Annotated in this window: 25 protein-coding genes; 20 read left to right on the top strand and 5 right to left on the bottom strand. The window is 43.6% G+C overall.

Features of this window, described 5'->3' with window-relative positions; genetic code table 11:
- Positions 1-51 precede the first annotated feature (51 nt).
- The 8 genes from F0342_RS06205 to F0342_RS06240 all read left to right on the top strand — a co-directional run bounded on the left by F0342_RS06205 (position 52) and on the right by F0342_RS06240 (position 10125).
- The gene (locus tag F0342_RS06205) at positions 52-1608 is read left to right on the top strand and encodes a fatty acid--CoA ligase family protein (protein WP_149155129.1); all 1557 of its coding nucleotides are present in this window, start codon (positions 52-54) and stop codon (positions 1606-1608) included.
- Between the two features lie 215 nt (positions 1609-1823).
- Positions 1824-2600 carry an enoyl-CoA hydratase-related protein gene (locus F0342_RS06210; protein ID WP_149155130.1) on the top strand — a complete coding sequence of 259 codons (777 nt, stop codon included), beginning with the start codon at positions 1824-1826 and terminating at the stop codon, positions 2598-2600.
- 185 nt (positions 2601-2785) lie between these two features.
- Positions 2786-4384 (top strand): DcuS/MalK family sensor histidine kinase, encoded by a 1599-nt coding sequence (gene dcuS, locus F0342_RS06215; protein WP_149155131.1) that lies wholly within the window; start codon positions 2786-2788, stop codon positions 4382-4384.
- On the top strand, positions 4377-5087 hold the full coding sequence (locus tag F0342_RS06220; RefSeq protein ID WP_149155132.1) for a response regulator: 711 nt from the start codon (positions 4377-4379) through the stop codon (positions 5085-5087). Before dcuS ends, F0342_RS06220 begins: the two co-directional genes overlap by 8 nt.
- Positions 5088-5210: 123 nt before the next feature.
- Positions 5211-6401: an NAD(P)-dependent malic enzyme gene (locus F0342_RS06225; RefSeq protein WP_149155133.1), complete on the top strand. Its 1191-nt coding sequence runs from the start codon at positions 5211-5213 to the stop codon at positions 6399-6401.
- Positions 6402-6430: 29 nt separating this feature from the next.
- Positions 6431-7753, top strand: coding sequence for a 2-hydroxycarboxylate transporter family protein (locus tag F0342_RS06230; protein ID WP_149155134.1), 1323 nt, complete (start codon positions 6431-6433; stop codon positions 7751-7753).
- Between the two features lie 70 nt (positions 7754-7823).
- Positions 7824-8729, top strand: a complete 906-nt coding sequence (locus tag F0342_RS06235; protein ID WP_149155135.1) for an AEC family transporter — start codon at positions 7824-7826, stop codon at positions 8727-8729.
- A 145-nt stretch (positions 8730-8874) separates the two neighbouring features.
- Positions 8875-10125: a YeeE/YedE family protein gene (locus F0342_RS06240; RefSeq protein ID WP_149155136.1), complete on the top strand. Its 1251-nt coding sequence runs from the start codon at positions 8875-8877 to the stop codon at positions 10123-10125.
- A 56-nt stretch (positions 10126-10181) separates the two neighbouring features.
- Here the strand turns inward: F0342_RS06240 and F0342_RS06245 are convergent, their stop codons facing one another.
- Positions 10182-10739 carry a helix-turn-helix domain-containing protein gene (locus tag F0342_RS06245; protein ID WP_149155137.1) on the bottom strand — a complete coding sequence of 186 codons (558 nt, stop codon included), beginning with the start codon at positions 10737-10739 and terminating at the stop codon, positions 10182-10184.
- Positions 10740-10842: 103 nt separating this feature from the next.
- Here F0342_RS06245 and F0342_RS06250 point away from each other — a divergent pair, with 103 nt between their 5' ends.
- The 3 genes from F0342_RS06250 to F0342_RS06260 all read left to right on the top strand — a co-directional run bounded on the left by F0342_RS06250 (position 10843) and on the right by F0342_RS06260 (position 13416).
- Positions 10843-11565, top strand: coding sequence for an AzlC family ABC transporter permease (locus F0342_RS06250; RefSeq protein WP_149155138.1), 723 nt, complete (start codon positions 10843-10845; stop codon positions 11563-11565).
- Entirely contained in the window at positions 11558-11869 is a 312-nt protein-coding gene (locus F0342_RS06255) for an AzlD domain-containing protein (RefSeq protein WP_149155139.1), read from the top strand. Before F0342_RS06250 ends, F0342_RS06255 begins: the two co-directional genes overlap by 8 nt.
- 275 nt (positions 11870-12144) lie before the next feature.
- Positions 12145-13416 carry a M48 family metallopeptidase gene (locus tag F0342_RS06260; protein WP_188048430.1) on the top strand — a complete coding sequence of 424 codons (1272 nt, stop codon included), beginning with the start codon at positions 12145-12147 and terminating at the stop codon, positions 13414-13416.
- Between the two features lie 30 nt (positions 13417-13446).
- Here the strand turns inward: F0342_RS06260 and F0342_RS06265 are convergent, their stop codons facing one another.
- Together F0342_RS06265 and F0342_RS06270 are read right to left on the bottom strand one after the other, a co-directional pair.
- On the bottom strand, positions 13447-14112 hold the full coding sequence (locus tag F0342_RS06265) for a DUF421 domain-containing protein (RefSeq protein WP_149155141.1): 666 nt from the start codon (positions 14110-14112) through the stop codon (positions 13447-13449).
- Positions 14113-14246: 134 nt separating this feature from the next.
- The gene (locus tag F0342_RS06270) at positions 14247-14483 is read right to left on the bottom strand and encodes an IDEAL domain-containing protein (RefSeq protein WP_149155142.1); all 237 of its coding nucleotides are present in this window, start codon (positions 14481-14483) and stop codon (positions 14247-14249) included.
- Positions 14484-14680: 197 nt separating this feature from the next.
- On the opposite strand from F0342_RS06270, the gene F0342_RS06275 reads away from it, so the two are divergent.
- The gene (locus F0342_RS06275) at positions 14681-15250 is read left to right on the top strand and encodes a competence protein ComK (protein ID WP_149155143.1); all 570 of its coding nucleotides are present in this window, start codon (positions 14681-14683) and stop codon (positions 15248-15250) included.
- 6 nt (positions 15251-15256) lie between these two features.
- Here F0342_RS06275 and F0342_RS06280 read toward each other — a convergent pair whose 3' ends face one another.
- Positions 15257-15646 carry a YhjD family protein gene (locus F0342_RS06280; RefSeq protein ID WP_149155144.1) on the bottom strand — a complete coding sequence of 130 codons (390 nt, stop codon included), beginning with the start codon at positions 15644-15646 and terminating at the stop codon, positions 15257-15259.
- Positions 15647-15851: 205 nt separating this feature from the next.
- Here F0342_RS06280 and F0342_RS06285 point away from each other — a divergent pair, with 205 nt between their 5' ends.
- The 8 genes from F0342_RS06285 to F0342_RS06320 all read left to right on the top strand — a co-directional run bounded on the left by F0342_RS06285 (position 15852) and on the right by F0342_RS06320 (position 23942).
- Positions 15852-17822, top strand: coding sequence for a S9 family peptidase (locus F0342_RS06285; protein ID WP_149155145.1), 1971 nt, complete (start codon positions 15852-15854; stop codon positions 17820-17822).
- A gap of 291 nt (positions 17823-18113) precedes the next feature.
- Entirely contained in the window at positions 18114-18755 is a 642-nt protein-coding gene (locus F0342_RS06290; protein ID WP_149155146.1) for a TVP38/TMEM64 family protein, read from the top strand.
- Positions 18752-19312, top strand: coding sequence for a signal peptidase I (gene lepB / locus F0342_RS06295; RefSeq protein WP_149155147.1), 561 nt, complete (start codon positions 18752-18754; stop codon positions 19310-19312). Before F0342_RS06290 ends, lepB begins: the two co-directional genes overlap by 4 nt.
- Positions 19313-19450: 138 nt before the next feature.
- Positions 19451-19798, top strand: a complete 348-nt coding sequence (locus F0342_RS24720) for a hypothetical protein (protein ID WP_188048431.1) — start codon at positions 19451-19453, stop codon at positions 19796-19798.
- The gene (gene fabG, locus F0342_RS06305; protein ID WP_149155148.1) at positions 19795-20538 is read left to right on the top strand and encodes a 3-oxoacyl-ACP reductase FabG; all 744 of its coding nucleotides are present in this window, start codon (positions 19795-19797) and stop codon (positions 20536-20538) included. Before F0342_RS24720 ends, fabG begins: the two co-directional genes overlap by 4 nt.
- A gap of 26 nt (positions 20539-20564) precedes the next feature.
- Entirely contained in the window at positions 20565-21743 is a 1179-nt protein-coding gene (locus F0342_RS06310) for a thiolase family protein (protein ID WP_149155149.1), read from the top strand.
- Positions 21744-22051: 308 nt separating this feature from the next.
- On the top strand, positions 22052-23146 hold the full coding sequence (locus F0342_RS06315) for an endonuclease (protein ID WP_262481670.1): 1095 nt from the start codon (positions 22052-22054) through the stop codon (positions 23144-23146).
- 121 nt (positions 23147-23267) lie between these two features.
- On the top strand, positions 23268-23942 hold the full coding sequence (locus F0342_RS06320) for a GNAT family N-acetyltransferase (RefSeq protein WP_262481657.1): 675 nt from the start codon (positions 23268-23270) through the stop codon (positions 23940-23942).
- Between the two features lie 175 nt (positions 23943-24117).
- Here F0342_RS06320 and F0342_RS06325 read toward each other — a convergent pair whose 3' ends face one another.
- Complete coding sequence (locus F0342_RS06325) at positions 24118-24492, bottom strand: MFS transporter (protein ID WP_149155150.1); 375 nt, start codon at positions 24490-24492, stop codon at positions 24118-24120.
- Between the last annotated feature and the right edge of the window lie 11 nt (positions 24493-24503).

Here is a 24503-nt window from a genome sequence, read left to right on the forward strand (position 1 = left end):
GTTTGATGAATGACCATTCATTCAGTTTATCTGAAAAGGGGAGGGATACAATTGAATATCGCAACACGGTTAGACCAAATCGCTCAAGAGAAAGCAGATAAAACAGCTTATCATTTCTTAAATACCTCCAGTACATACGGGGAATTAAATGCAGCTGTATCGACATTTGCAAGCGGCTTAGAGCAATTGGGTCTGAAAAAAGGGGATCACATCGCGCTTGTATTAGGGAATTCACCACATTTCGTCATTGGATTATATGGGGCATTACGAATGGGGTTAAAGGTGATACCGATCAATCCGATCTACACACCGGATGAAATTGGCTACATTCTGAAAAATGGTGACGTGAAAGCAATCGTCACACTGGATTTGCTTGTACCATTAATCGAAAAGATGCAGCATCTTTTATCTGATGTGGAGCATTTCATCATTTGTGAATCAGGGGATGAACGAGCGGAGGATATCGATTTAGAGAAAATCTCGCTTGCATATCCTAAAATGAAATCGTTTACAGGTGTTCTCGGGAAAGGTGATCCTGCGTTTAAGGGGGAGGAAGTGGATGAAAATGAGGTAGCCATCATCCTTTACACCTCCGGAACGACGGGGAAACCGAAAGGCGCCATGCTGACGCACAAAAATATTTATTCCAATGCAACCGATGTTGGCGGCTATTTACGAATGAATGAAGATGATCGCGTCGTAACAGCTCTGCCAATGTTCCACGTATTCTGTTTGACAGTGGTATTGAATGCTCCATTGATGACAGGGGCGACCCTTTTAATCGTTCCGCGCTTCAGTCCAAAAGCCATTTTTGAACTGTCGAAGGCCTATCAGCCAACCGTATTTGCTGGCGTACCAACTATGTACAACTTCCTGTTCCAGTATCCCGAAGGAAATCCAGAAGACTTATCATCTCTCCGTCTCTGTATTTCAGGTGGCGCTTCCCTTCCGGTGGCCCTCTTGAAAAACTTTGAAAAGAAATTCAACGTCATGATTTCTGAAGGCTACGGCTTATCGGAAGCTTCGCCTGTAACATGCTTCAACCCGTTGGATCGACCAAGAAAGCCGGGTTCAATCGGAACATCGATCATGAACCTGGAGAACAAAGTCGTCGATGAACTTGGAGAAGAAGTTCCAGTCGGACAAGTCGGCGAACTGATTGTCAAAGGCCCGAATGTGATGAAGGGCTATTACAAAATGGAAGAAGAAACAGCCGCAACGATCCGAGACGGCTGGTTATACACAGGTGACCTTGCCCGGATGGATGAAGAAGGCTACTTCTATATTGTGGACCGTAAGAAAGAACTGATCATCGTCGGGGGGTACAATGTCTACCCACGCGAAGTCGAAGAAGTGCTATACAACCATCCTGGAATTGTAGAAGCAGCGGTCATCGGTGTCCCTCATCCGGAACTGGGTGAAGCCGTCACCAGCTATGTTGTGAAAAGTGATTCATCCTTAACGGACCAGGACGTACTGGAGTATTGTAAAGAGCATCTTGCCAAGTACAAGATGCCAGCATCGATTGAGTTCATTGATGAGCTGCCGAAGAATACAACAGGAAAGATTTTAAGAAGGGCGCTGAAGGAACAAGTTCTTCAATCATAAAAAAAGAAGATGTTCAGTGGATCACTGAGCATCTTTTTGCGCTCAATTCAGCTTTTTACCATCTAACAAGCACATCTCCATTATGGGTAGCGGTGACATATCGTTTATGCACCTACCAGAGAGGTGTCTGGCACAATTAAAAAATGAAAGGGTTTTCTCGGTTTGTGTCGAATCATACATAAGGAGGAAACACTTAAAAAAAGGGGAGAACAAATATGGAATCGATCTTACTACAACAAAAAGGCAACGTCGCCACCGTCAGCATCAACCGACCGGAGGCAATGAACGCCTTTAATTACGATACATTGAACGAACTTCAGCAGGTAGTCGAAGCACTCCGCATCAACCCGGACGTCAGAGTCGTTATCTTCACAGGAAGCGGAGAAAAAGCCTTTTCGGTTGGAGCTGATCTCAAAGAACGCAAAACCCTGACCGAACAACAAGTCATCCGCAACGTCTACAAAATCGGCGAAGTCTTCCAATCCGTCGCCACCCTCCCACAACCAACCATCGCCGCCATGAACGGCTACGCATTCGGCGGAGGAATGGAGCTGGCACTGGCATGCGACTTCAGAATCGCTGTAGCAGGCACCACAATGGGACTGACCGAAACGAGCCTGGCCATCATCCCGGGAGCAGGAGGAACCCAGCGCCTTCCACGATTAGTAGGGGAATCCAAAGCACTGGAGCTTATTCTGACGGCTAAGCGATTAACTTCAGCAGAAGCGTTTGACATCGGACTGGTTACAAGAGTAGTAGAAAAAGAGAATTTCTTGGGTGAAATCCAATCATTCGTGGAACCTATGCTGGCTAATGGCCCGATTGCCCTGCAGCAAGCTAAGTTTGCCGTGAAGAATGGTATGAATGTAGACCTGCAGACCGGATTACAGATTGAGAGAAAAGCATATGAGATTACAATTCCTACTGAAGATCGTGTGGAAGCATTGTTGGCGTTTAGTCAAAAGCGAAAGCCGGAGTTTAAGGGGAAGTGATATAGGTTGGATGAAAAGAACTCTTCTTTAGGGGTTCTTTTTGTTTGGACAGGCATATAAATCATTGTCCTAAGTTCATTTCTAACAGGATCCGACTTGGAGCCTCTTTTTTATATGCCCCTTTTTAAACACCGAAAATCATGTAAAATAAAGAATCATACTAATAAAACACTGGAGTGACTCCTGTGAAGAAGAAACAACTTAAACTAAGTACCATCATCATTCTCTTCGTGTGTATCGTTGTCCTGGTATCACTTTTGATTACCGACTTGCTTATTTCAAGGACGATTAATGACAATATTGAGTCTAATATTGAAGAAAAGGCGAAAATCGTTTCCCGGACGGTCGCGCATTCTACGATTGTGAAGAGCGGTTTAGAAGGGGAAAGTGCAGATCGAATTCAGGAATACACCCAAGATATCCAGAAATCCGCAGAGGTTCTGTTTGTAGTGGTCATGGATATGGAAGGGATACGTCAATCTCACCCTGATCCCGACCGTATCGGCAAACATTTTGTCGGCGGGGATGAGAAAGGTGTGCTCCTGGGGAAGGAAACATTGTCTATTTCAGAGGGGACTTTGGGCAAATCCGTCAGGGCATTTTCTCCTGTCTTTAACGATGAAAATAAACAGATAGGGGCTGTCGCAGTAGGGATTTCCCTCGGTAGCGTGGAGGAAGCATTGAGCATGAGTCACCGGAATATTTTAGTGGGATCCATGATCGGGATTATTGTTGGAATCATTGGGGCGATTATTATAGCCAGATACATAAAGAAAATTTTATTTGGATTGGAGCCGATTACAATTGCGAAAATATTGGAAGAGCGAAATACGATGCTCCAGTCGGTACATGAGGGGGTAGTGGCTGTCAATAAAGATACGTCCATCTCATTAGTGAATAAATCTGCTCTCAAAATATTTAATAAAGCGGGACTAAGCTCGAATCCGATTGGAATGCCCATCAAAGAATACATGCCACACACCAGGTTGGAAAGAGTCATCGCAACGGGAAAACCTGAGCTTGATGAGGAGCAAACGATCAATGGGGTATCGATCCTGGTAAACCGTGTTCCGTTAATCGTCAATGATGAAGTAGTCGGAGCAATCTCTACCTTCCGTGATAAAACGGAAGTGAATCAATTAGCAGAGCAGTTAACGGGTGTAAAATCGTATGCGGAAGCGCTCCGTGCCCAGTCGCATGAATTTATGAATAAGATGCATGTGATTCTGGGATTGGTGAAGATGAAGGATTATAATCATTTAAATCGCTACGTGAAAGAGCTTGTTTCCTTAAGGGTCGATGAAGTGAGCACGGTGACGTCGAAAGTGAAGGATCCTGCTTTGGCTGGTTTTATCATGGGGAAACTGAGCTATGCGAGGGAAAAGAACGTTGCATTGACCATTGAATGTCACGACTTTATCCCGGAACCCAAAGATCCTACTGTTACACATGAACTGATTACCGTGATCGGAAACCTATTGGATAATAGTGTTGAAGCAACGACAAATAGTGATGAAAAGGAAGTGCTGATGGAGCTATTCTATGAGGACGAGCAATTTGAAATGGTCGTGACGGATACAGGAGAAGGAATGGCGGATGAAATGTTAGAGAATATCTTTACCAAAGGATACTCTTCTAAAGGGGAAGGAAGAGGATACGGTCTCTTCTTAGTGAAAGAAAGTCTCCGTAAACTGAATGGAACCCTGCACCTTGAATCAAAGGTGGGCTCGGGATCGACGATGATTGTTCAAGCTTCATATAAGGAGGGGAAGAAGAGTGATTAATGTATTGATCGTGGAAGATGATCCGATGGTGGCCAGGTTTAATCAAAGGTATCTGGAAGAAATCAAAGGGTTTCATTTAATCGGGATTTCGAATTCAATTGAAGATGCCATGGTGAAAGTAAATGAGTATAAGATTGACCTGATTTTACTGGATGTTTATATGCCTGGGAAACACACGGGGATGGATTTATTAGAGCAAATACGGAAGGAACAGCGGGAAACAGATGTCATACTTATAACAGCGGCATCAGAAGTCGATAATATTCAGAGCGCCCTTCGCATGGGGGTAGTGGACTATTTGATCAAGCCTTTTGAATTTGAACGGTTTAAAAAAGCATTGACGTCTTACCGGGAGAGTAATCGAATGCTTCAAAAGCAATCTACCATCGATCAGAGCGAATTGGATTTACTTTTACTTAGGGATGTTCAAGAAGCCGGGAATAAGGCACCTCTACCGAAAGGATTGACGAGCAGTACATTATCATCTATTTACGACAAGATTGTGAGTTTAGAAGGACAATCGTTTTCAACAGATGATATCGCAGACGTGACGTCCATTTCACGGGTGTCGATCAGAAAGTACCTCAGGTTTCTGAAAGATATCGGCGTGGTGGATGAAACCCTGATCTACGGTATCGGAAGGCCTGTCTATCAATATAGATGGAACAAACTGAATAGCTCACGAATTCAAAGCTATTTGTAAGCAGCCCATCCGGCTGCTTTTTTTAATTTCAAAAGTCAAACAATAGTTTCATAATCTATGAAAGGATAAAGCGTTTTCATATGATGGGTATACATTGTAAGCGATTACGTTAGGAGCGATTGGATGACTCGAAAGAATTTAAAGGAAGAAGCTTTATCCATACATGAATCCCATGCAGGGAAAATTGAAGTGGTGAGTAAGATTGATATTTCATCTGAAGAAGATCTTAGTCTTGTCTATACACCGGGTGTCGCCGATGTATGTAAGACGATAGCCGAGGATCCCCGACAGGCCAATACGCTGACATCAAAAGGAAACATGGTGGCCATCGTCACAGACGGTACAGCTGTATTGGGTCTTGGTGATATCGGTCCGGAAGCCGCGATTCCGGTCATGGAAGGGAAAAGCATGTTGTTTAAGAAGTTCGCCGGTATAGATGCCTTCCCTCTTAGTCTGGATACGAAGGATGTAGATGAAATCGTCACGATCATTAAAGCCTTGTCCCCTTCTTTTGGAGGGATAAATCTGGAGGACATTTCAGCGCCGCGCTGCTTTGAAATTGAAAAACGGTTAAAGAAAGAGTTGGATATTCCGGTATTCCATGATGACCAGCATGGGACAGCCATTGTCGTCCTAGGCGCATTAGTAAATGCGCTGAAGGTCGTAAACAAATCATATAAGAAAGTGAAAATTGTCATCAATGGGGCGGGGGCAGCCGGAATCGCGATTGCGGAACTCCTTTTATTTGCAGGTTATGAAGATATTACTCTCGTAAGTTTAGAAGGTGTCCTGTGCAAAGGGGAGAAATGGATGAATGCTACCCAAGAGGATATTTCTTCACGCACGAACCTGTTAGGGGTACGCGGTGAATTATCGGATGCGATAAAAGGGGGAGATGTATTTATCGGTGTATCGGGACCTGGAGCCCTCAAGAAAGAGTATATTAAAATGATGAATGAGCAGCCGATTGTGTTTGCCATGGCCAATCCGATACCTGAAATTTATCCGGAGGAAGCATTGGAAGCTGGCGCAGCAGTAGTGGGGACGGGGAGATCGGATTATCCGAACCAGGTCAATAATCTTCTCGCTTTCCCTGGTATATTCAGGGGTGCGCTGGATGCGAAAGCAAAGGACATTACAATGGAAATGAAACTGGCTGCTTCCTATGCCATAGCCGATGTGATCAGCTCTTCTGAATTGAACCCTCAATATATTATTCCGAAGGCGCTTGATTCCCGTGTGGCAGAAAAAGTAGGGGAATCCGTGCGAAAGATTGCATGTAAGAAAAGCAAGGCAAACAGTTCAGTTTCGTAATTATTAAAACGACAAAGGGGATGAACAAGATGGGACAAGCAGCAACAACACTTTCATATGAAAATGAGAAGACAAAAGAAAATGTGACTCTTACGGAAAATCGATCGCTTCAGATCTTTAATATGCCGATCCTTTGGTTCCTGGTCTTTACGGGAATCACGTTAGCTAGCTTGTATACAGGGAACCTTCCAGGGGGCATGATCGGAAGTCTTCTCGTCATGATGGTCCTCGGTGAATTATTTGGATGGATAGGAGACCGTACGCCGATCGTGAAAACATTCCTTGGCGGGGGTGCCATCATTGCAATCTTTGGATCTGCTTTTATGGTTTACGCAGGTTTACTTCCGGAAGCCACCGTCACGTCCATGACCGACTTCATGAAATCAGGCGGATTTTTGAATTTCTATATTGCTGCATTAATTACGGGAAGTATCTTAGGAATGAATTCAAAGGTATTGGTTAAGGTGGGACTTCGCTATTTCCTTCCGATTTTCGGAGCGGTAGCGGGAGCCGTGATTGTTGCAGGGATTTTTGGATCTCTTGTTGGCTTTACGCTGCAAGAGGCTGTGCTTGTTATTACGATGCCGATCATGGGTGGTGGAATGGGAGCGGGAGCCGTTCCCATGAGCCAAATCTATTCAGAGATGATGGGGAATGATCCGAGCTATTATATTTCAATGCTCGTGCCGGCACTGGCATTAGGGAATGTATTTGCCATCATTTTAGCATCGGTTCTTGATATTATTGGGAAAAAAGTACCGTCACTAAGTGGAAACGGTCAGCTTATGAAAGGTTTTACCTACGAAAAAACAAAGCAGAAGTATAATATTGAAAAGATGGGGGTAGGCTTACTCGCTGCCCTGACATTCTTCACTGTTGGAACATTGCTGGGATCCGTTCTTCCCCTTCATCCATACGCCATCATGATCATTCTTGTGGCTGCAGCGAAGATTTCAAACATGATTCCTCAAAACGTCGTAGAGGGAGCCAGTCAGTGGTATCAATTTGTAGCAAGCAACTGGACGTTCGCTTTATTATTTGGGATCGGTGTCGCGTACACCGACTTAGATACTGTTCTTGCAGCGTTGACACTTCAATATATCTTGACCGTATTCGGAGTCGTTTTAGGAGCGATCATCGGAGCGGCGATCCTCGGGAAAGTGGTTGGATTTTACCCGATTGAAGCAGCGATCACCGCAGGACTATGCATGGCGAATATGGGAGGAACAGGGGATGTTGCCGTGTTGTCAGCATCGAAACGAATGGAGCTTATGCCTTTCGCTCAAATCTCTTCCCGATTAGGCGGCGCATTGATCCTGCTGTTAGCCGGATTAATTATCCCTCTGTTGTAAATATGGTACACTTAGGCTTGACTCTACCAGTCAAGCCTATCTTTCATTTTAATAGATTGTGGTGACGTAAATGGACGTAATATTGATTGTACTGCCTGCATTACTGGTCTTTGCTGTTGGATATATCGGCCAAAAGAAACTTGGTTTCGAGATCAATTCGATTTCGAAGATGGCTATTTACTTAATGTATCCGTTTCTTGCATTCAAGACCTTTCACGAGAATGAACTGAATTTGGATTATCTTTATATTTTTCTCTTTTGTATCGCGCTTTGTGCGATTTTGATTGTTTCTATTAAAATAGTGGCTAAGTTTAGAAACTATTCAAAACCAAAAGTGTCGGCCATGATTCTATCCGGGGTATTCATGAACAGCGGCAACTATGGAGTACCGATCATCCTATTCGCTTTCGGTGAGCTCGGTTTTCGCTATGCGGTCATTATGATGGTTATACAGTCATTTCTTATGAATACAATCGGTCTCTATTATGCTGTCAGTGGCAGTGATAAAAAGAGGGAAACGAGCGAAATCTGGATGAAGATCGTCAAGATGCCCATTCTGCATGGTGCTTTTCTTGGATTGGGCTTTCAAGTGTTTCATCTTGATGTGCCGGTGTTTATGAGTCAGACCATTGATCTGATTTCCCAGGCAACGATTCCTACGATTATGGTGGTGTTAGGGATGCAATTAGCGACATTGGGAGGGAAGAAGGTGGAAAGAGGTGCCCTTTCCTTTATTGTGATCATGAGAATGGTAGCTTCACCCATCATAGCTATGGTCGTCGTGTCTTTCCTGCCTATTTCTACCATGTTGGGATCGATTCTCATTATTTTGGCAAGCATGCCGACTGCTGCTAATACTACTATGTTTTCATTGCAGTTCAATACAGAACCTGATTTAGTGTCGACAAGTACACTTGTCACTACACTTATGAGCATTGTGACGATCCCGATTATGTTGGCTCTTGTATCCTTATAGAAACGAAGCTGCTTGAGATTACTCAAGTAGCTTTTTTAAATAGAAGAAAGAAAGTGGAAGTCTATCTTTTTGACAACTGCCTTCGAATCTATTACTATTGTAAAATAAATTCCAACCAATTCAATCAGATTAAGGAGGATTATTTATGGCTGGCTATGTTCAACCGATTAATGAACAAAAGGGCCCAGAGAAAGCGAGTATCGAATTGAACCCGCCACAGACATCTTTAGTGGCTGGCGGTTTAATCGTTACAGTGATTCTTGGGCTTTATTTACTCTTTACACAAGACGTTGCCCAAACCGTGTTACTTGTGCTAGGGCTGCTGTTAGGATATACATTATTTCATGCACGATTCGGATTCACTTCTGCTTTTCGCAGAGTGATGTCTGTAGGTAACGGGCAGGCACTGCGGGCACATATGGTGATGCTTGCCGTTGCAGTAACGCTGTTTGCTCCGATCCTTGCGACAGGGTACACATTCTTTGGGGGTGAAGCGGCAGGTTATATATCACCCGTAGGTGTCAGCCTACTCGTTGGTGCTTTCCTGTTCGGAATTGGCATGCAGCTTGGAGGAGGCTGTGCTTCAGGTACCCTTTACGCAATCGGCGGCGGTCGCTCTGTTATGTTTATCACATTGCTATTCTTTATTGTCGGTGCCACAGTCGGAGCCTATCATCTTCCATTTTGGACAGAGGAATTGCCGTCCTTTAAACCTATTTCATTAGCGACCTCTACAGGATTAGGTTATTTTGGGGCATGGGTCGTTTCGATTTTATTCTTTGGCTTCATTGCGTGGATTACACTGCGAGTGGAGAAGAAGAAAAACCCTCCCCGCATGGCGACACTTCCAACGGGAAAAGGATGGAAACGGATTTTACGTGGATCTTGGCCCCTTATGGCAGCAGCGATTGTATTGGCTGTGTTAAATGCTCTTACTCTCATGACACGAGGGAATCCTTGGGGAATCACTTCTGCCTTTGCTCTATGGGGATCAAAGATTGCCGGAATGTTCGGGGTCGACGTGGCAAGCTGGGGCTACTGGACAGGAGCAAATGCTGAAGTTCTTCAATCATCGATCTTTGCTGATTCCACGACGGTCTTAAACTTCGGTGTCATCCTTGGAGCATTTCTTGCATCTGCTGCAGGAGGCCTGTTCCGTTTTAATAAAATCACTGGGAAAAATGCCATGGCGTCCGTCATTGGTGGGCTGCTGATGGGATATGGTGCCCGTTTAGCATTCGGATGTAACATAGGGGCTTACTTCGGAGGGATTGCGTCCTTCAGTCTTCACGGTTATATTTGGGGGATCCTTGCCCTTGGAGGTACGTTCCTGGCACTTTATCTTCGTCCGATGTTCGGATTGTCAGTGCCGAAACCGAAGGATACATTTTGCTAGCTGGATAGTTTGAAAAATCCTGCATGTCGTGTCGCATGCAGGATTTTTTTGGGGGGTTATTCACCACCATAATAAATAACCATCTGGCACACAGTTGTTTCTCCTGAATCATTTACATATTCATGCCCGGAGTCAGCGGCAAAACGAATCGAACTTCCTTCTGGCAGCTCATAGGTTTCATTGCCGATTTTAAGGGCAATCTTACCTGACAGCACCGTGATGTATTCCTCTACCCCCTTCGTATGCCCTTCATTACGATACGAGCAGCCAGCCTTCATTTCTACCCGGTAGCTTTCCCATTTTTTCAGGGGATCGAAGGGGAATATGGGATAAACGATGTAGTTTCCGTTATCTTCAAGAACAGGCTGAACGTCTTGATAATGAATGATCGATACTTGATTGCCTGGCTTTTCAATCAGTGAAGAGAAGGATACCTTCAAGCCATTGGCGATCTTCCATAGAATAGCGACCGTCGGATTCGAATCACCACGTTCAATCTGACCGATCATCGCCTTGCTTACACCGGTGCGTTCTGCCATCTGTTCAAGGCTGAAGCCACGCTCCCTGCGGATCTTTCGTATATTATCTCCAATTTGAATCGGGAAATTTTCCATGTTAAAAACTCCTCTTGTATACTATAACGTCTATATGTATAATATAATAAATTTACAAAAAATTAAAATAGTAAATTACTTCTATTATAAAGGATGTGAGAGGATGGAGGCACTGATTTCAACGAAAAAAGTGAGTGATTTTCGTCTTGGTCTGCAGGGAGGACTCAGCATTGCCATTGGATACATGCCTGTTGCGTTAACCTTTGGGTTGTTGGCACGTACAACCGGCCTCACGGTCACGGAAACGGTACTGATGAGCATGCTCGTGTTTGCGGGGGCTGCCCAATACATATCGCTGAGTCTGATTGCGGTTGGTACAGGTATCATTGAGATCATTCTTACAACGTTTATCGTAAACATCCGTCACTTCCTGATGTCGGCTTCTTTAAGTGAAAAGCTCGAGGAAGACCGTTTGTTTAAAAAGCTTTTTTATGCGTTTGGGATTACGGATGAAACCTTCACGGTCATCAGCGTCAAAGATGGCAAAGTAAGAACGGGTTTTGCGGTAGGAGTGATGCTCATTTCATACGGGAGCTGGGTCGTGAATTCTGGTGTCGGCTACTTCATCGGGGAAATACTTCCCGAATTTCTACAAGCGAGCATGACGATCGCTCTATATGCCATGTTTGTGGGACTCCTCGTTCCTTCTATGAAAAAAAGTGTGAAGGTCACGTTTTTAGCCGTAGTAGCGGGTGCATTGAATAGCATCCTGCTTTTCACGACGAACCTTTCAAACGGATGGTCGATTGTACTTGCTACCCTCGTTTCAGCCGTGATTGTGGAATTGGTGGTCATGATGAAGGGGGGAGCGAGATCGAATGAATAGCGCGATTGTTTTGATGATCATCGGTATGGCAATTGTCACGTATATTCCCAGAATGCTTCCTTTCCTCGTATTTAAAGGAAAAGAACTGCCTCCATTTCTTCAAGGAGTATTAAAGAATGTTCCCTTCGCCGTATTGGGTGCTTTAATTTTTCCAAGCATCTTGTTGATTCAAGAGGGGAATCTTATGTTTGGAGCCATCGGTACGGCAGCTGCATTTGTCATCGCCTTTCTGGGTGCCAACGTCATCCTTGTGGTGATTGGGGCGATTTCTGTTCTGTCTTTATATTCGGTATTCTTGATGTAAGCCGCGATTCGGGTCGTGGCTTTTTTTTATTAGATGGAAAGGTGCTGAGTGGTCCTGAGGTATGACAAATGTTGAAGAATGTCAGATAAATCTTTAAAATGGCAGTTATAATGAAAATACGGCAGATAAATTTATAATATGGCACGTAAATCCCCAGAATGGCAGATAAACATTTTCCACATCAAGCCCGGCACTTTTAACTGACATGTGTTTAGGTTCTAAATCTTTGGACAGGGTATTACATATAGTAAGAAGACGAGAAGGGAGGAAATATGTTGGCTAAAAAATGGGCACTTCGTTCGATACTGGCTTATTTGCTATTAGGCTTGTTTCTATATGTGTATTTATTCTTCTTGACGGATTCTACTTTGCCCGACATGTACAATGGAAGCAGTGCAGATCCGGACACCTTTATGAATGATAAAGAAATCATGCTGAGTGAGGATTTCTCGAAAATCAAGAATCTCCTGTTTTTCTTATCCACTCCTTACGAATGGTTGTTTTATTTCCTGATCCTGATTCTCGGGGTCTCGCGTGTGTTTGAGAAGTGGGCGAGGGGAACGGTGAAAAATGGTTTCCTGCAAACTGCCATTTATTTGTTCTGGTTATCGATTGCTTCATTCCTGGCGATTTTTCCACTGCAGTACATTTCGTATAGCATTTCGAAGAGCTATAATATTTCCACCCAGACGTTCTCCATATGGATGAAGGATGAAATCACGGATTTCTGGGTGAATTACCTCCTCATGTTCATCATTGTATCGGTGTTATATGGATTGATGAAACGATTCAAGCAGCGCTGGTGGTTAGCGGCATGGGCATTGTCGGTACCCTTTACGATTTTCATGATGTTCGTGCAGCCGGTATTGATCGACCCGCTATATAACGACTTCTATCCACTGAAGGATAAAGCTTTAGAGGAACAAATCCTGACACTTGCCGACAAGGCAAACATTCCAACGGACCACGTATTTGAAGTCGACATGTCGGAGAAAACGAACTCACTTAATGCTTATGTAACCGGAGTCGGATCCAATTCCCGGATTGTACTTTGGGATACCACCCTTGAAAAATTAACGGACAAGGAAATCCTGTTTGTGATGGCCCATGAAATGGCCCACTATGTGGAGAAGCACATCTATATCGGCATTGCCATCTACCTGATTTTATCCTTCTTTGGGTTATTCTTGACAGCTAAGCTGATGAGAGGCATCGTCGCCAATCATAAGGAGGACATGAAAGTATCGAACGTTTCGAACTTGAGCTCATTACCTCTGTTCTTGATGATTACGTCCATGCTCCTGTTTACTGTCAGTCCCCTTAGTAACTGGATCTCCCGCTACCAGGAAACGAGAGCTGACCGATACGCAATAGAAATGACGGGCGATAAAGAAGCCGCCATCTCATCTTTCCAAAAGTTATCGAAGGTGGGATTATCTCAGGTCAATCCGCCTTTACTTGTGAAGATTTTCCGTTACGGTCATCCGACCATGCTTGAGCGACTTTCCATGTTGGAACAGTACGAAGTGAAGAAAAAAGAAGAATAAAAAGGAAAAGCCTGGTCCCGAGTAGAGAGACTAGGCTTTTTCTCTTTTACTGATAATCAGGTTCTTGGCTTTCTCTGTCATATAAGCGAAAATCACGTCTTTATGATGAAGGTTGGAGTTGGTTAGCTGAGTTTCCAGCCATTCTGTTGATTTTCCAAGAAGCTTCAGGTTCCGCGTTTGGATTTTACCATCCACAATCACTGAAATCGGCAATCCTTCGTCATCGATTTTAAGGTTGAGATGCTGGACGGTAACAGGGGTGTTTTCCACCTTAGGAATGACGCTTACTTCACCGATCGGCTCGAGCATGGCGTAGTCCACATCTGAAATTTTCGGGTAACCTTGAGAGCGTAGAATGGAGGTTAATTGAATCAGCGAGATCTTGGATTTCTCCAGATTATCCTCTAATATCTCCCCATTTTTAATTAGTAAGGTGGGTTCTCCCAAGAAGAAGTGATTCCCCCATTGACTTAGGGTCAGGAATGAGAACAGTACATGAAGCCCGACTAAAATGACGAGACCCGAGATGGTTGGCCAGAACTCCGTGGAGATCAGTGGTTCAGAGGCAATGGTCCCAACGATAATAATCGCCACAAGATCATAGGGAGTCATTTGTACAATTGTGGATTTTCCCATCAGTCGCATAGCGGCAATGGTAATTAAGTAGAGGACAAGTACTTTTATTAGCAGGATCATCATATTCGCTCCAAAGTGTATAGGTTAGCTATAGGGTTTACTATTTGAATTGAAGTCATGCATAAATGGAGGGACCAAAGGCCCGTCCATTAAAAAAGGAATAGCTGACTCATGTATAGAGTCAGCTATATTTATCATCCGTAGCTTAGGTTTAGTTCGTTTAATTCTTTTGATAATTTCATGAACAGAGGTTTATTTTTCTTATCCAGGGCGGCGTCAATGTCTGTCAGGAGTTTTGTCTTGCGCGTCATCAGAAGGCTTTCATGCAGCACCATGTCGATATAGATCTCCATCACACTTCTCTCAGCGGCTTTCTTACGGGTCATGGCAGAAGCTTTCATCATTTCGGTATAGGACTTTTTGTTTTCCATATACGGTCACCCCTGAATTCTTTTTATTAGTATATGGGGTAAGTAGTAAAAATTCAACCAAAAAATTAAATATTCTGATAATTTTTTACCCTTAACAGAGTAGCATATTATTAATTTCAGAATTTTTAAAAATATGCGAGACAACCCTCGAAATTTATGGTATTATTTTGGTGAAAAATGTAAATGGAGGCGATGAAATGAGAGAAAAATCTCGAATTATAGAAGAATATGAAGTGAATCCCCATACGATGATCCTACAACCAATTGAGTACGGTGCCAGGACATTTACCAAAATCATAGAGGTAGATGACGTACTAATCTCCCCATTTAAACCGTTCGATATTTTAAAGAAGAGCTGTGAATTCTTTGGTTCCTCCTATGAAGGAAGAAAAGAAGGCACCAAAAGACTTACGGGTATCATCTACAAAGCTCCCATCATGGTGAATCCTCAGATGTCCATTTATCTATTTCCAACATCTTCTCCTGTCAAGCAAGAATGCGCCTGGATTTCCCATTCACATGTTCGCGGGTATGAACGCTCGACAGATGGATCAACACGGGTCTTTCTTCAAAACAATGAGTCCTGCATGGTTCCCATTTCTTACAGTTCCTTTGAAAATCAAATGCTTCGTACATCTGACTTGCGAATCGCTTACACACAGCGTGTCGCGGAAATGGAAAGTAAATATAATACGAAGGTTCAAACTGAAATGAGTAATATCAAAACGTTTTACCTTAACCGAAATATCAAAAAAAACGATGCGTGAGATGAATCACGCTTCTTTTGTTGTATCTGTTTTCGATTCCAGGAATCGGCGATACAAATAATGTCTCATTAAATCCTCCACGCGGTTTCGAAGGCGCGGATTAAAGTAATTATGGTGCTCCTCATAACCCTTATACAGAAACATATACATTGTAAAGGCTTCGTCTGATTGAATTCGCTCTACCTTCATCTTATTGGTCCTCATGTACTTTTTGACATGAGCGAGTTCTCCTTGGATGACCTTCATCGTCTCCTCAATCATTTCTAAATACGGTCGTTTTAATTTAAACGGGCTGCTGTCTACGATTTGCAGATCACGATTCAAAATCGTCAGCACCATCGGTAAATATATGGCCTGTTCTAATATGTTCCTGTCGTTCTCCGGGATCCTTGTCATATGAAAAGACTCCTTTTCACTTTAGTATAGAACGGATGTTCGTGTTTTTATTTTACGTGGAATTCGATTTACTTTCAATAGCGAAAGTTGTAGAATTTGAATTTGTTTCTATTATGAAGGGCAGATCGGATTTTTATCCATAAAGGGAAAAGTATTTCTGACGTCGAAATAATAAAGAGAATAGAAGAAAGGAAGGTGCCGGAACATGAATAAAGGAATCGAAATCCACGATCTCTATGAGTTAAGGGCCGTATCAGATCCAAGATTGTCACCAAGTGGAGATGAAGCCGTTTATGTCAAAACCATCATGTGTGAAGAAAGAAATGAGTATTTCTCAACCTTACATAGCATTCGTCTGCAAGATAAGACCATTCGCCAATGGACTTTCGGAGAACAAAAAATTTCAACTCCCAGATGGTCACCTGATAGTAGAAAGATCGCCTTTGTCTCGAATCGCTCTGGTGTGAATCAACTATACCTCATCCACCGGGATGGAGGGGAAGCAGAACAGCTGACAGATTACCAAAAAGGCGTTTCAAATCCAGTCTGGTCTCCGTGCGGTGAGAAAATTGCAGTCTCGCTCCGGCTTGAAAAGGGGGAGACGTTTGAAAAAAATGAAGGCGAAGAAGAGATATTAAAGCCATACGTTACCACAAGCATGAAATATAAAAGTGACGACCGAGGATTCGATGATAACTGCTACTCGCAAATAGTAGTGGTGGACGTGGCGTCGAAAAAAATGAGAAGAGTCACGGATGATGTCCATGATTACACTCTTCACTCCTGGTCTCCCGACGGAAAGCACATCGCGTTTTCAGTGGACAGAACAAAAGACAAAGATTTCTCCTTCCAGTCTGATTTATTTATTTTTCACCTTGAAATGAATGAATATAAAAAGATTAATAAAGAATCGGGTTACTTTGGAGGAGCAGCCTGGTCTCCCGACGGAAAGCATCTTGCCTACATGGGGCATGGACGTGAATATGAGAATGCGACACATAATAAGGTGTGGCTGTATCATTTTGAAACTGGACATGCCATCTGCCTGACAGAAGGCATGGATTTGCCCGTAGGAGACTATATTAATAGCGACAGCATCCAAGGTTCATCACAAACGGGGATTTTATGGTCAAAGGATAATGAAAGCTTCTATTTCCTGGCGTCTGATGCAGGGAACACAGTTCTTTATTACGCTCATATTGAAGGGGCCATCTACCCTGCACTGCTGCAGGAAGAACAGCATGTATACGGATTCGACTTCGATTCAACTCGACAAGTGATGCTCGTTGCCATGAGCAAACCGACCGAACCTGGTGAATTATATATTCTTCATGTTCCTAGTGGTGAGCTGACGGAAATAACCAGTCTGAACGGAGACCTACTGGGGAAACGTGAATTGTCTTCTCCCCAATCGTTTATGTACATGGGTGCGAAAGACTGGCCTATACAAGGCTGGATCATGAAACCAGTCGGTTATGAGGAAGGAAAGAAGTATCCACTTATCGTCGAAATACATGGGGGCCCACACACCATGTATGGGAACACTTTCTTTCACGAATTTCAGGTGCTGGCAAGTAAAGGATATGCTGTTTTATATGTGAATCCAAGAGGAAGCCATGGCTACGGACAAGAATTCGTGGATGCCGTAAGAGGCGATTACGGCGGCGGGGATTATGAGGATATCATGGCAGCAGTCGAGTATGCCCTGGAGGAATTTCCGTTTATTGATGAAACCCGCTTAGGTGTGACCGGTGGAAGCTACGGAGGATTCATGACCAACTGGATCATCGGTCACAGCGACAAGTTTAAAGCGGCGGCAACCCAGCGCTCCATCAGCAATTGGATCAGTTTTTACGGAGTGAGTGATATCGGCTACTATTTTTCAGAATGGCAAATCCAAAGCGATCTTGGTGACATCGAAACCCTTTGGAAGCATTCACCCCTTGCGTATGTGAAGAATATGGACACTCCCCTATTAATACTTCACAGCGAAAAGGACTACCGTTGTCCGATTGAGCAGGCTGAACAACTATTTATCGCATTAAAGCGAGAGAAGAAAGAGGTGAGATTCGTGCGTTTTCCAGAATCCAATCATAATCTGTCCAGGACCGGAAAGCCTTCTTTGAGGGAAGCAAGATTACAAGAGATTGTTGATTGGTTTGGGGAGCATTTATAGAGGTGAGAGCTGTCATTCCTGGATGGGGATGGCAGCTTTTTGTTAGAGCGCATGAGTCAATTCCAATCCAAAGCCTATTCCACAACCCACCGCAAAAAATACCCACCCCAGCACGTTTACATTATCCCTCATTAGGCAAAGTTATAATAATAAAACGACCCAAGAGACAACAATATGGAAATCCCGATTTAGTGTGATATGATGAAAATATAAGTAACGATATCACGAAATGAGTTTATTTGTTCATGGTCGTTTAAGGGGAAACATATAGTTTAAGGGGAAACATATAATATGGATATAAATACGATTAAAGCCTGGTTTACACTTGAAAATATGATGGACCTGATTCAGCAGTATCGTTCATTTGGACCGATTCCAGGGATCCTGCTGCCGCTGTTGGAAGCATTTCTTCCTTTCCTGCCCCTGGTTGTGTTTGTGACGGCCAATGCGAATGCCTTCGGGTTATGGTGGGGATTTCTGTTTTCTTGGATTGGCGCTACGCTTGGAGCTCTTATTGTATTCTTGTTGGTACGAAGATATGGGGAAACACGATTCTTTCGCATCCTGAGAAAGAACCGCCAAGTGAAGCGATTGACGAAATGGGTAGACAAGCATGGGTTTGGCCCGTTGTTCATTCTATTATGCTTCCCATTTACGCCGTCTGCCGTGGTGAATGTGGTGGCGGGATTGTCGTCGATCAGTATCGCTCAATATATGCTCGCTGTAGTTACGGGGAAAATGGTGATGATTTTCACCATAAGCTTTATCGGATATGATATTATATCATTAGTAAGACAACCAATACGTACTGTAATCGTTGCAGCCATTATTTTTGTCCTATGGTTTGTAGGGAAACGAATTGAGATACATCTGAATAAGAAAATGGAAATAGACCAACGAATTGAACGGAAAAAGCAGGAGGAATCAAATTGAGAGAAGAGGTAAAAAGAGAAGGACTCGAATGGATTAAAGCCTTGGGGATTGGACTGATCATCTTTATTATCATTCGAACCTTTCTCTTCTCCAACTATGTAGTCGAAGGTGAATCGATGATGCCGACACTACAGGATGGAAATAAACTTGTTGTGAATAAAATCGGTTATCATATTGGAGACTTGGATCGCTTTGATGTTGTTGTCTTTCATGCGAATGAGAACGAGGATTATGTGAAACGAATCATTGGACTGCCCGGTGATAAGGTCGTTTATAAAGATGATAAGTTATATGTTAACGGAGAGTACTATCCTGAACCTTATTTAGAAAAGTTCAAGCAGGAGTTCATCGGCAACAAACTGACTGGAGACTTTACCCTTGAAGAAATCACGGATGAGCAAACGGTTCCGGAAGGCAAAGTATTCGTTCTTGGAGACAATCGTCGGGGAAGCATGGATAGTCGCTACTTCGGGTTTATAGACCGGGAACAGATTGTAGGAAAAGTGGATCTTCGTTACTGGCCTATCAACGAATGGGATATACAATTCAGGAACTAGAGTTATGGGAATGCTGTTCGTATATGAACAGCATTCTTTTTTTGCGAAAGATTCTTCAGCATGTACTAGTTATCCTCCTGTGGTCCATATAAATATGGTATAATAGTAAGAAAATTCGATCTTTTTGAGGGTGGTAGTGTGACAATAGAAATACCAATCATTGAAACCAAGTTTGTGCCGCCTGTTGTCAAGGATACATATATTAAGCGTCCAAAGAAACAGCTGAAAATATCCCGACTATTGCTTGAGATAACAGAAAGTGATCTTTTCCTTACAAAAGAAGAGGAGGAAGTACGTCTGACCGACTTCATGAGACAGGGATTAAGTAATCACAAAAGAAACGACAAGGAAATTGTCGAAGATATAGGAGAAACCGCTACTTTTGTTGAATTAAAGAACAGTGGGCATTCACCCCTCATCGATGATTTAGATCAATTGTTAAAGGCAATACAATCGTTTTTGCAAGCAAAGGAGGAATTCGCATGAGACTGGAAGGGAAAGTTGCCCTTATCACAGGTGCTGCGAACGGGATTGGATATGAGGCAGCAGAATTATTTATAAAAGAAGGATGTAATGTTGCCCTGGTGGACTTCAATCAGGAAGTCGGTGAAGTAAAAGCCAGTGGGCTCAATGAACTTGGTACAGGTAAAGCGGCCTTCTTTCAGGGAGATGTAGCAGACCTTTCTTCCGTAGATGCCTTTGTCAAGGGAGTAATTGAACAGTTCAGCAAGCTCGATATTTTAATTAACAATGCTGGAATCACAAGAGATGGCATGATTCATAAGTTATCGCCGGAAGATTTTCAAAAGGTGCTGGATGTGAATTTAACAGGTGTGTTTAATTGTACCCAAGCGGTTCTCCCTTATTTGATTGAAAATGGAAAAGGGAAAATCATAAACACATCTTCAGTAAGCGGGGTATACGGAAATGTCGGTCAAACCAACTATGCTGCAACAAAAGCAGCGGTTGTAGGGATGACGAAAACCTGGGCGAAAGAGTTGGGACGCAAAGGGATCAACGTGAACGCAGTCGCGCCCGGATTCACCGAAACGAGTATGGTGGCAGCTGTTCCTGAAAAGGTCATCGAGCAAATGAAAGCGATGATCCCCCTTGGAAGATTAGGAAAACCGGATGATATCGCGAAAGCATATTTGTATCTGGCATCGGAAGACAGTGACTATGTGAATGGAACCGTCCTCCATGTAGATGGCGGCATCATGATGTAATTTAAACAGGAAAGGGAAGTGACAAGATGAGGAATGTAGTGATCACAGCGGCTATGCGTACTCCGGTTGGGGCATTTGGAGGAACATTCAAGGATCTGCTCCCGACGGATTTGATTGTCCCCGTTATGAAAGAAGCAGCTAGAGAAAGTAGGCTGTCGGCAAGTGATATTGATGAAGTGATCCTCGGGCATTGTATTCAAAGGACCGATCAGCCAAATACAGCAAGAACAGCCGCATTACTGGCCGGGTTTGATGACACGACCACGGGCTATACGATCCAGCGCCAATGTGCCAGTGGAATGCAGGCCATCATTTCAGCAGCCATGCAAATTCAAACAGGATTATCTGATATTGTGCTGGCAGGCGGGGTGGAAGCGATGAGCTCCAGTCCATATATTTTGAAGCAGCACCGATTCGGTCAAAGACTGCAACATGGAGAAATTCGTGATTCGGTTTGGGAAGTCCTTGAAGATCCCATTCACGGCATGATGATGGGGGAAACAGCTGAGAACCTGGCGGAAATTCACTCGATTTCCCGTGAAGAGCAGGATGAGTATGCAGTATTAAGCCATGAGCGCGCAATGACGGCAATGGAAAATGGGCACTTCGATTCTCAAATCGTTCCTCTTACAGTGAAGGAACGAAAAGGAGAGAAGGTCATTGATAAAGATGAAAGCCCACGAGCTGGATTGATGGTAGAAAAACTGCAGAAATTAAAGCCGGCATTCCGGGAAGGCGGCACGGTCACTGCCGGGAATTCTTCAAGCCTGAATGATGGAGGGGCGGCACTGATTCTCATGAGTGAAGAAGAAGCTGAACGAAGAGGACTTCAGCCTTTGGGAAGGATCGTTGGATATTCCGTAGCAGGCGTCGATCCAAAAGTGATGGGGATAGGACCAGTGCCCGCTATTCACAAAGGTTTACATACAATAGAAAATTGGTCTTTGGATGATATTGATCTATTTGAAATCAACGAAGCATTCGCAGCCCAGTATTTAGCTGTTGAAAAAGAGCTGGGCCTGGATCGTGAGAAAGTGAATGTCAATGGCAGCGGAATCAGTATCGGTCACCCAGTAGGCTGCACAGGTGCACGACTTGTTGTGTCTTTACTGCATGAATTGAAGCGTCGTGAATTGAAAAAAGGAATTGCGTCATTATGTGTAGGTGGTGGCATGGGCGCTACGGTATTGGTTGAAGGGATGTAAGAAGAGGAAGTGCTGGCTCTGGATGGGCTAGTGCTTTTTTTGTGGGATTTGTAGTGGGGGAGGAAGACCCGCACCCATTACGGAAAGAATTAGCCCCCCAACGCCAATCACAACCCTATGATAATAGACTCATTTTCAAGCATTTACACAAAATTTACCCTATTTTGACAATGCGTAATGTACGCTAAATGTATAGTCATATTTAGAGGAGGAGAAGCGATTTGAAGGATGTAAATAAAAAGTTCATCAGTATTTTTTCAATTTTAATTATTTTTATGATTGCGTGTGGTCAAGTATCTCCAAGTCAAATGAGTGCAGCGGGAAATGGGACGTGGAGTTCGCCATTCACTGTTGATCAGGCATTATCCAATCAAGATGGTTCCACTCAGTCAGTGGAAGGGTATGTGGTCGGGCAGCCGACCTCTACGTCATCCGTTGTCACGGGTAACTTTCCAAACGATTACGCACTTGCCTTGGCGGATTCCCCGTCTGAATCCAATACGGATGAGATGGTTTATGTTCAAATTCCATCTTCTTACCGTTCAAACTTTGGATTGCAAAGTAACCCGGGTCTAATGGGTGAAAAAATCAAAGTGACGGGCAGTTTAACGGCCTATTTCTCTCATCCGGGAGTGAAGTCTACGTCAGCATTTGAATCAGTGGAAGATGGAGGGACTGATCCGACTGATCCTCCAACCGACCCAACCGATCCACCATCCTATGAGGAATATTACAACTCGGCTGAAGGGAAAACAGGATCATCTTTAAAAACAGCACTACATAACATCATTGATGATCATCAAACCCTTTCGTACAGCGATGTATGGGGAGCGCTTCGAAATACAGATGAAGATCCGAACAACCCGAATAATGTGATCCTCCTATACTCAGGCCGTTCCCAATCCAAAACGACAAACGGCGGTGGAGTCAACGATTGGAACCGGGAGCACGTCTGGGCGAAATCCCACGGAGACTTTGGAACAGCTCAAGGACCAGGGACGGACCTTCATCATTTGAGACCGACAGATGTAACCGTCAATTCTACAAGAAGTAATCTTGATTTTGATAATGGCGGGACTCAACATAGTGAAGCACCAGGCAACTATTATGATGGGGATTCCTGGGAGCCACGGGATGAAGTAAAAGGGGACGTCGCCCGGATGATTTTCTACATGGCAGTCCGCTATGAAGGGGACAGCGGGGAACTGGATTTAGAGATCAATAACAACGTGAACAATGGAAGTGCCCCTTATCACGGGAAAATGTCCGTTCTTCTGCAATGGAATGAACAGGACCCTGTAGATGGAAGGGAAATCCGACGCAACGATATCATTTTCGAACAATATCAAGGAAACCGCAATCCATTCATTGACCACCCCGAGTGGGCGGAAATGATCTGGTAAGCAACACGGGGCCTGGAATCTTCCAGGCTCTTTTTTTAATGTGGAAGCTAGGTTCCTTTACTGTAACTCATTTGTAACCCCGCCATCTATCATGAAAGCAACCATCCAAAGGGAGATGTACATGGAAAGAGTCAAAGATTGGTTTCAGAATCGATCAATGATCTCTCCTGATCATAAAACTTTTTCAAGTGCAATAAAGGAATCGGAGAGAAACGCCTCGAAATACATACGTCGAGGTGAAGTGAGAATGAAACGGTTATTAACAGGTACAAGAATTTATCTTTCAGGATTTCAGGATGAAGATCTTGCGGCCATACGAGAATGGAATTCAAATGAAGAGCTTCAGAGATTATTCGATGCTCTCCCCCATAAACCAAAATCAGAGGAAGAGACAAAAAAATGGATGGTGGTTTCTGAAGACAATGCTTTTCGATTTGCCATACGCCTAAAAAATGATGGGAGAATCATAGGCTTTGTCGAATTGGACGGGATCCTATGGACGCATCGTGTCGGATGGGTTTCCATTTCAATTGGAGACGAACAGGCCTGGGGCAATGGTTATGGGAAGGAAGCCATGAAGTGTTTGTTGGCATATGCCTTTCATGAGTTGAATTTATACCGCCTTCAATTGACGGTATTTTCATATAATGAGAGGGCCATTCGTTTATATGAATCACTCGGATTTACGAAAGAAGGAAGCTATCGTCAATTTTTACAGAGGGACGGAGATCGGTATGACATGAACTTATACGGGATATTAGCGGATGAATGGAGAGAAAGTGTGAAAGAAGGATGAGTCTATCCTTCTTTTTTTGGCGTAGAATGCATCTATGCCCCCATCTTCCATCTCCTCCTCTCAACATACAACAATCCTCCCATCCAGCCATGAAACAAAAAGCATCCCAGTAACAGAAACAACGATTGTACGTAAGTAAGCTGCATGATGACTAAGGGGGCTATGCTGGATCCACCTAATAAAATAAAGGAGTACAGGCTGAGTGCCTGGCTTCGGTTATCTCCAAACAAAACCCTTGAATTCCCCGTAAGAAAAATAAACTCCAGAAATCACCTGCAAGCCCCACCAAGCCTGTTGAAACAGCAGAGGCGAGCATTCCCCAAACAAGAATCTCTTTTTTTCCAAAACGATCTGCGCTATTGGCAAAGGTTAGAAGTCCACATGCGTAGAAAAAGATAAATGAGCTTCCTGCAATAACGACTTCACTTTGTGCTATAGAGAGGGAGGAAGCGATATTCCCGTAAATGGAAATGAACGTGTAAATATTACAGGCTACCATAATCGCCATCACAACAAGAACAGAAGCGATTCTGTTAAAATATTGATTCATCAGCCATCACC

The organism is Bacillus sp. CH30_1T (assembly GCF_008364765.1).
Taxonomy (GTDB): domain Bacteria; phylum Bacillota; class Bacilli; order Bacillales; family Bacillaceae_B; genus Rossellomorea.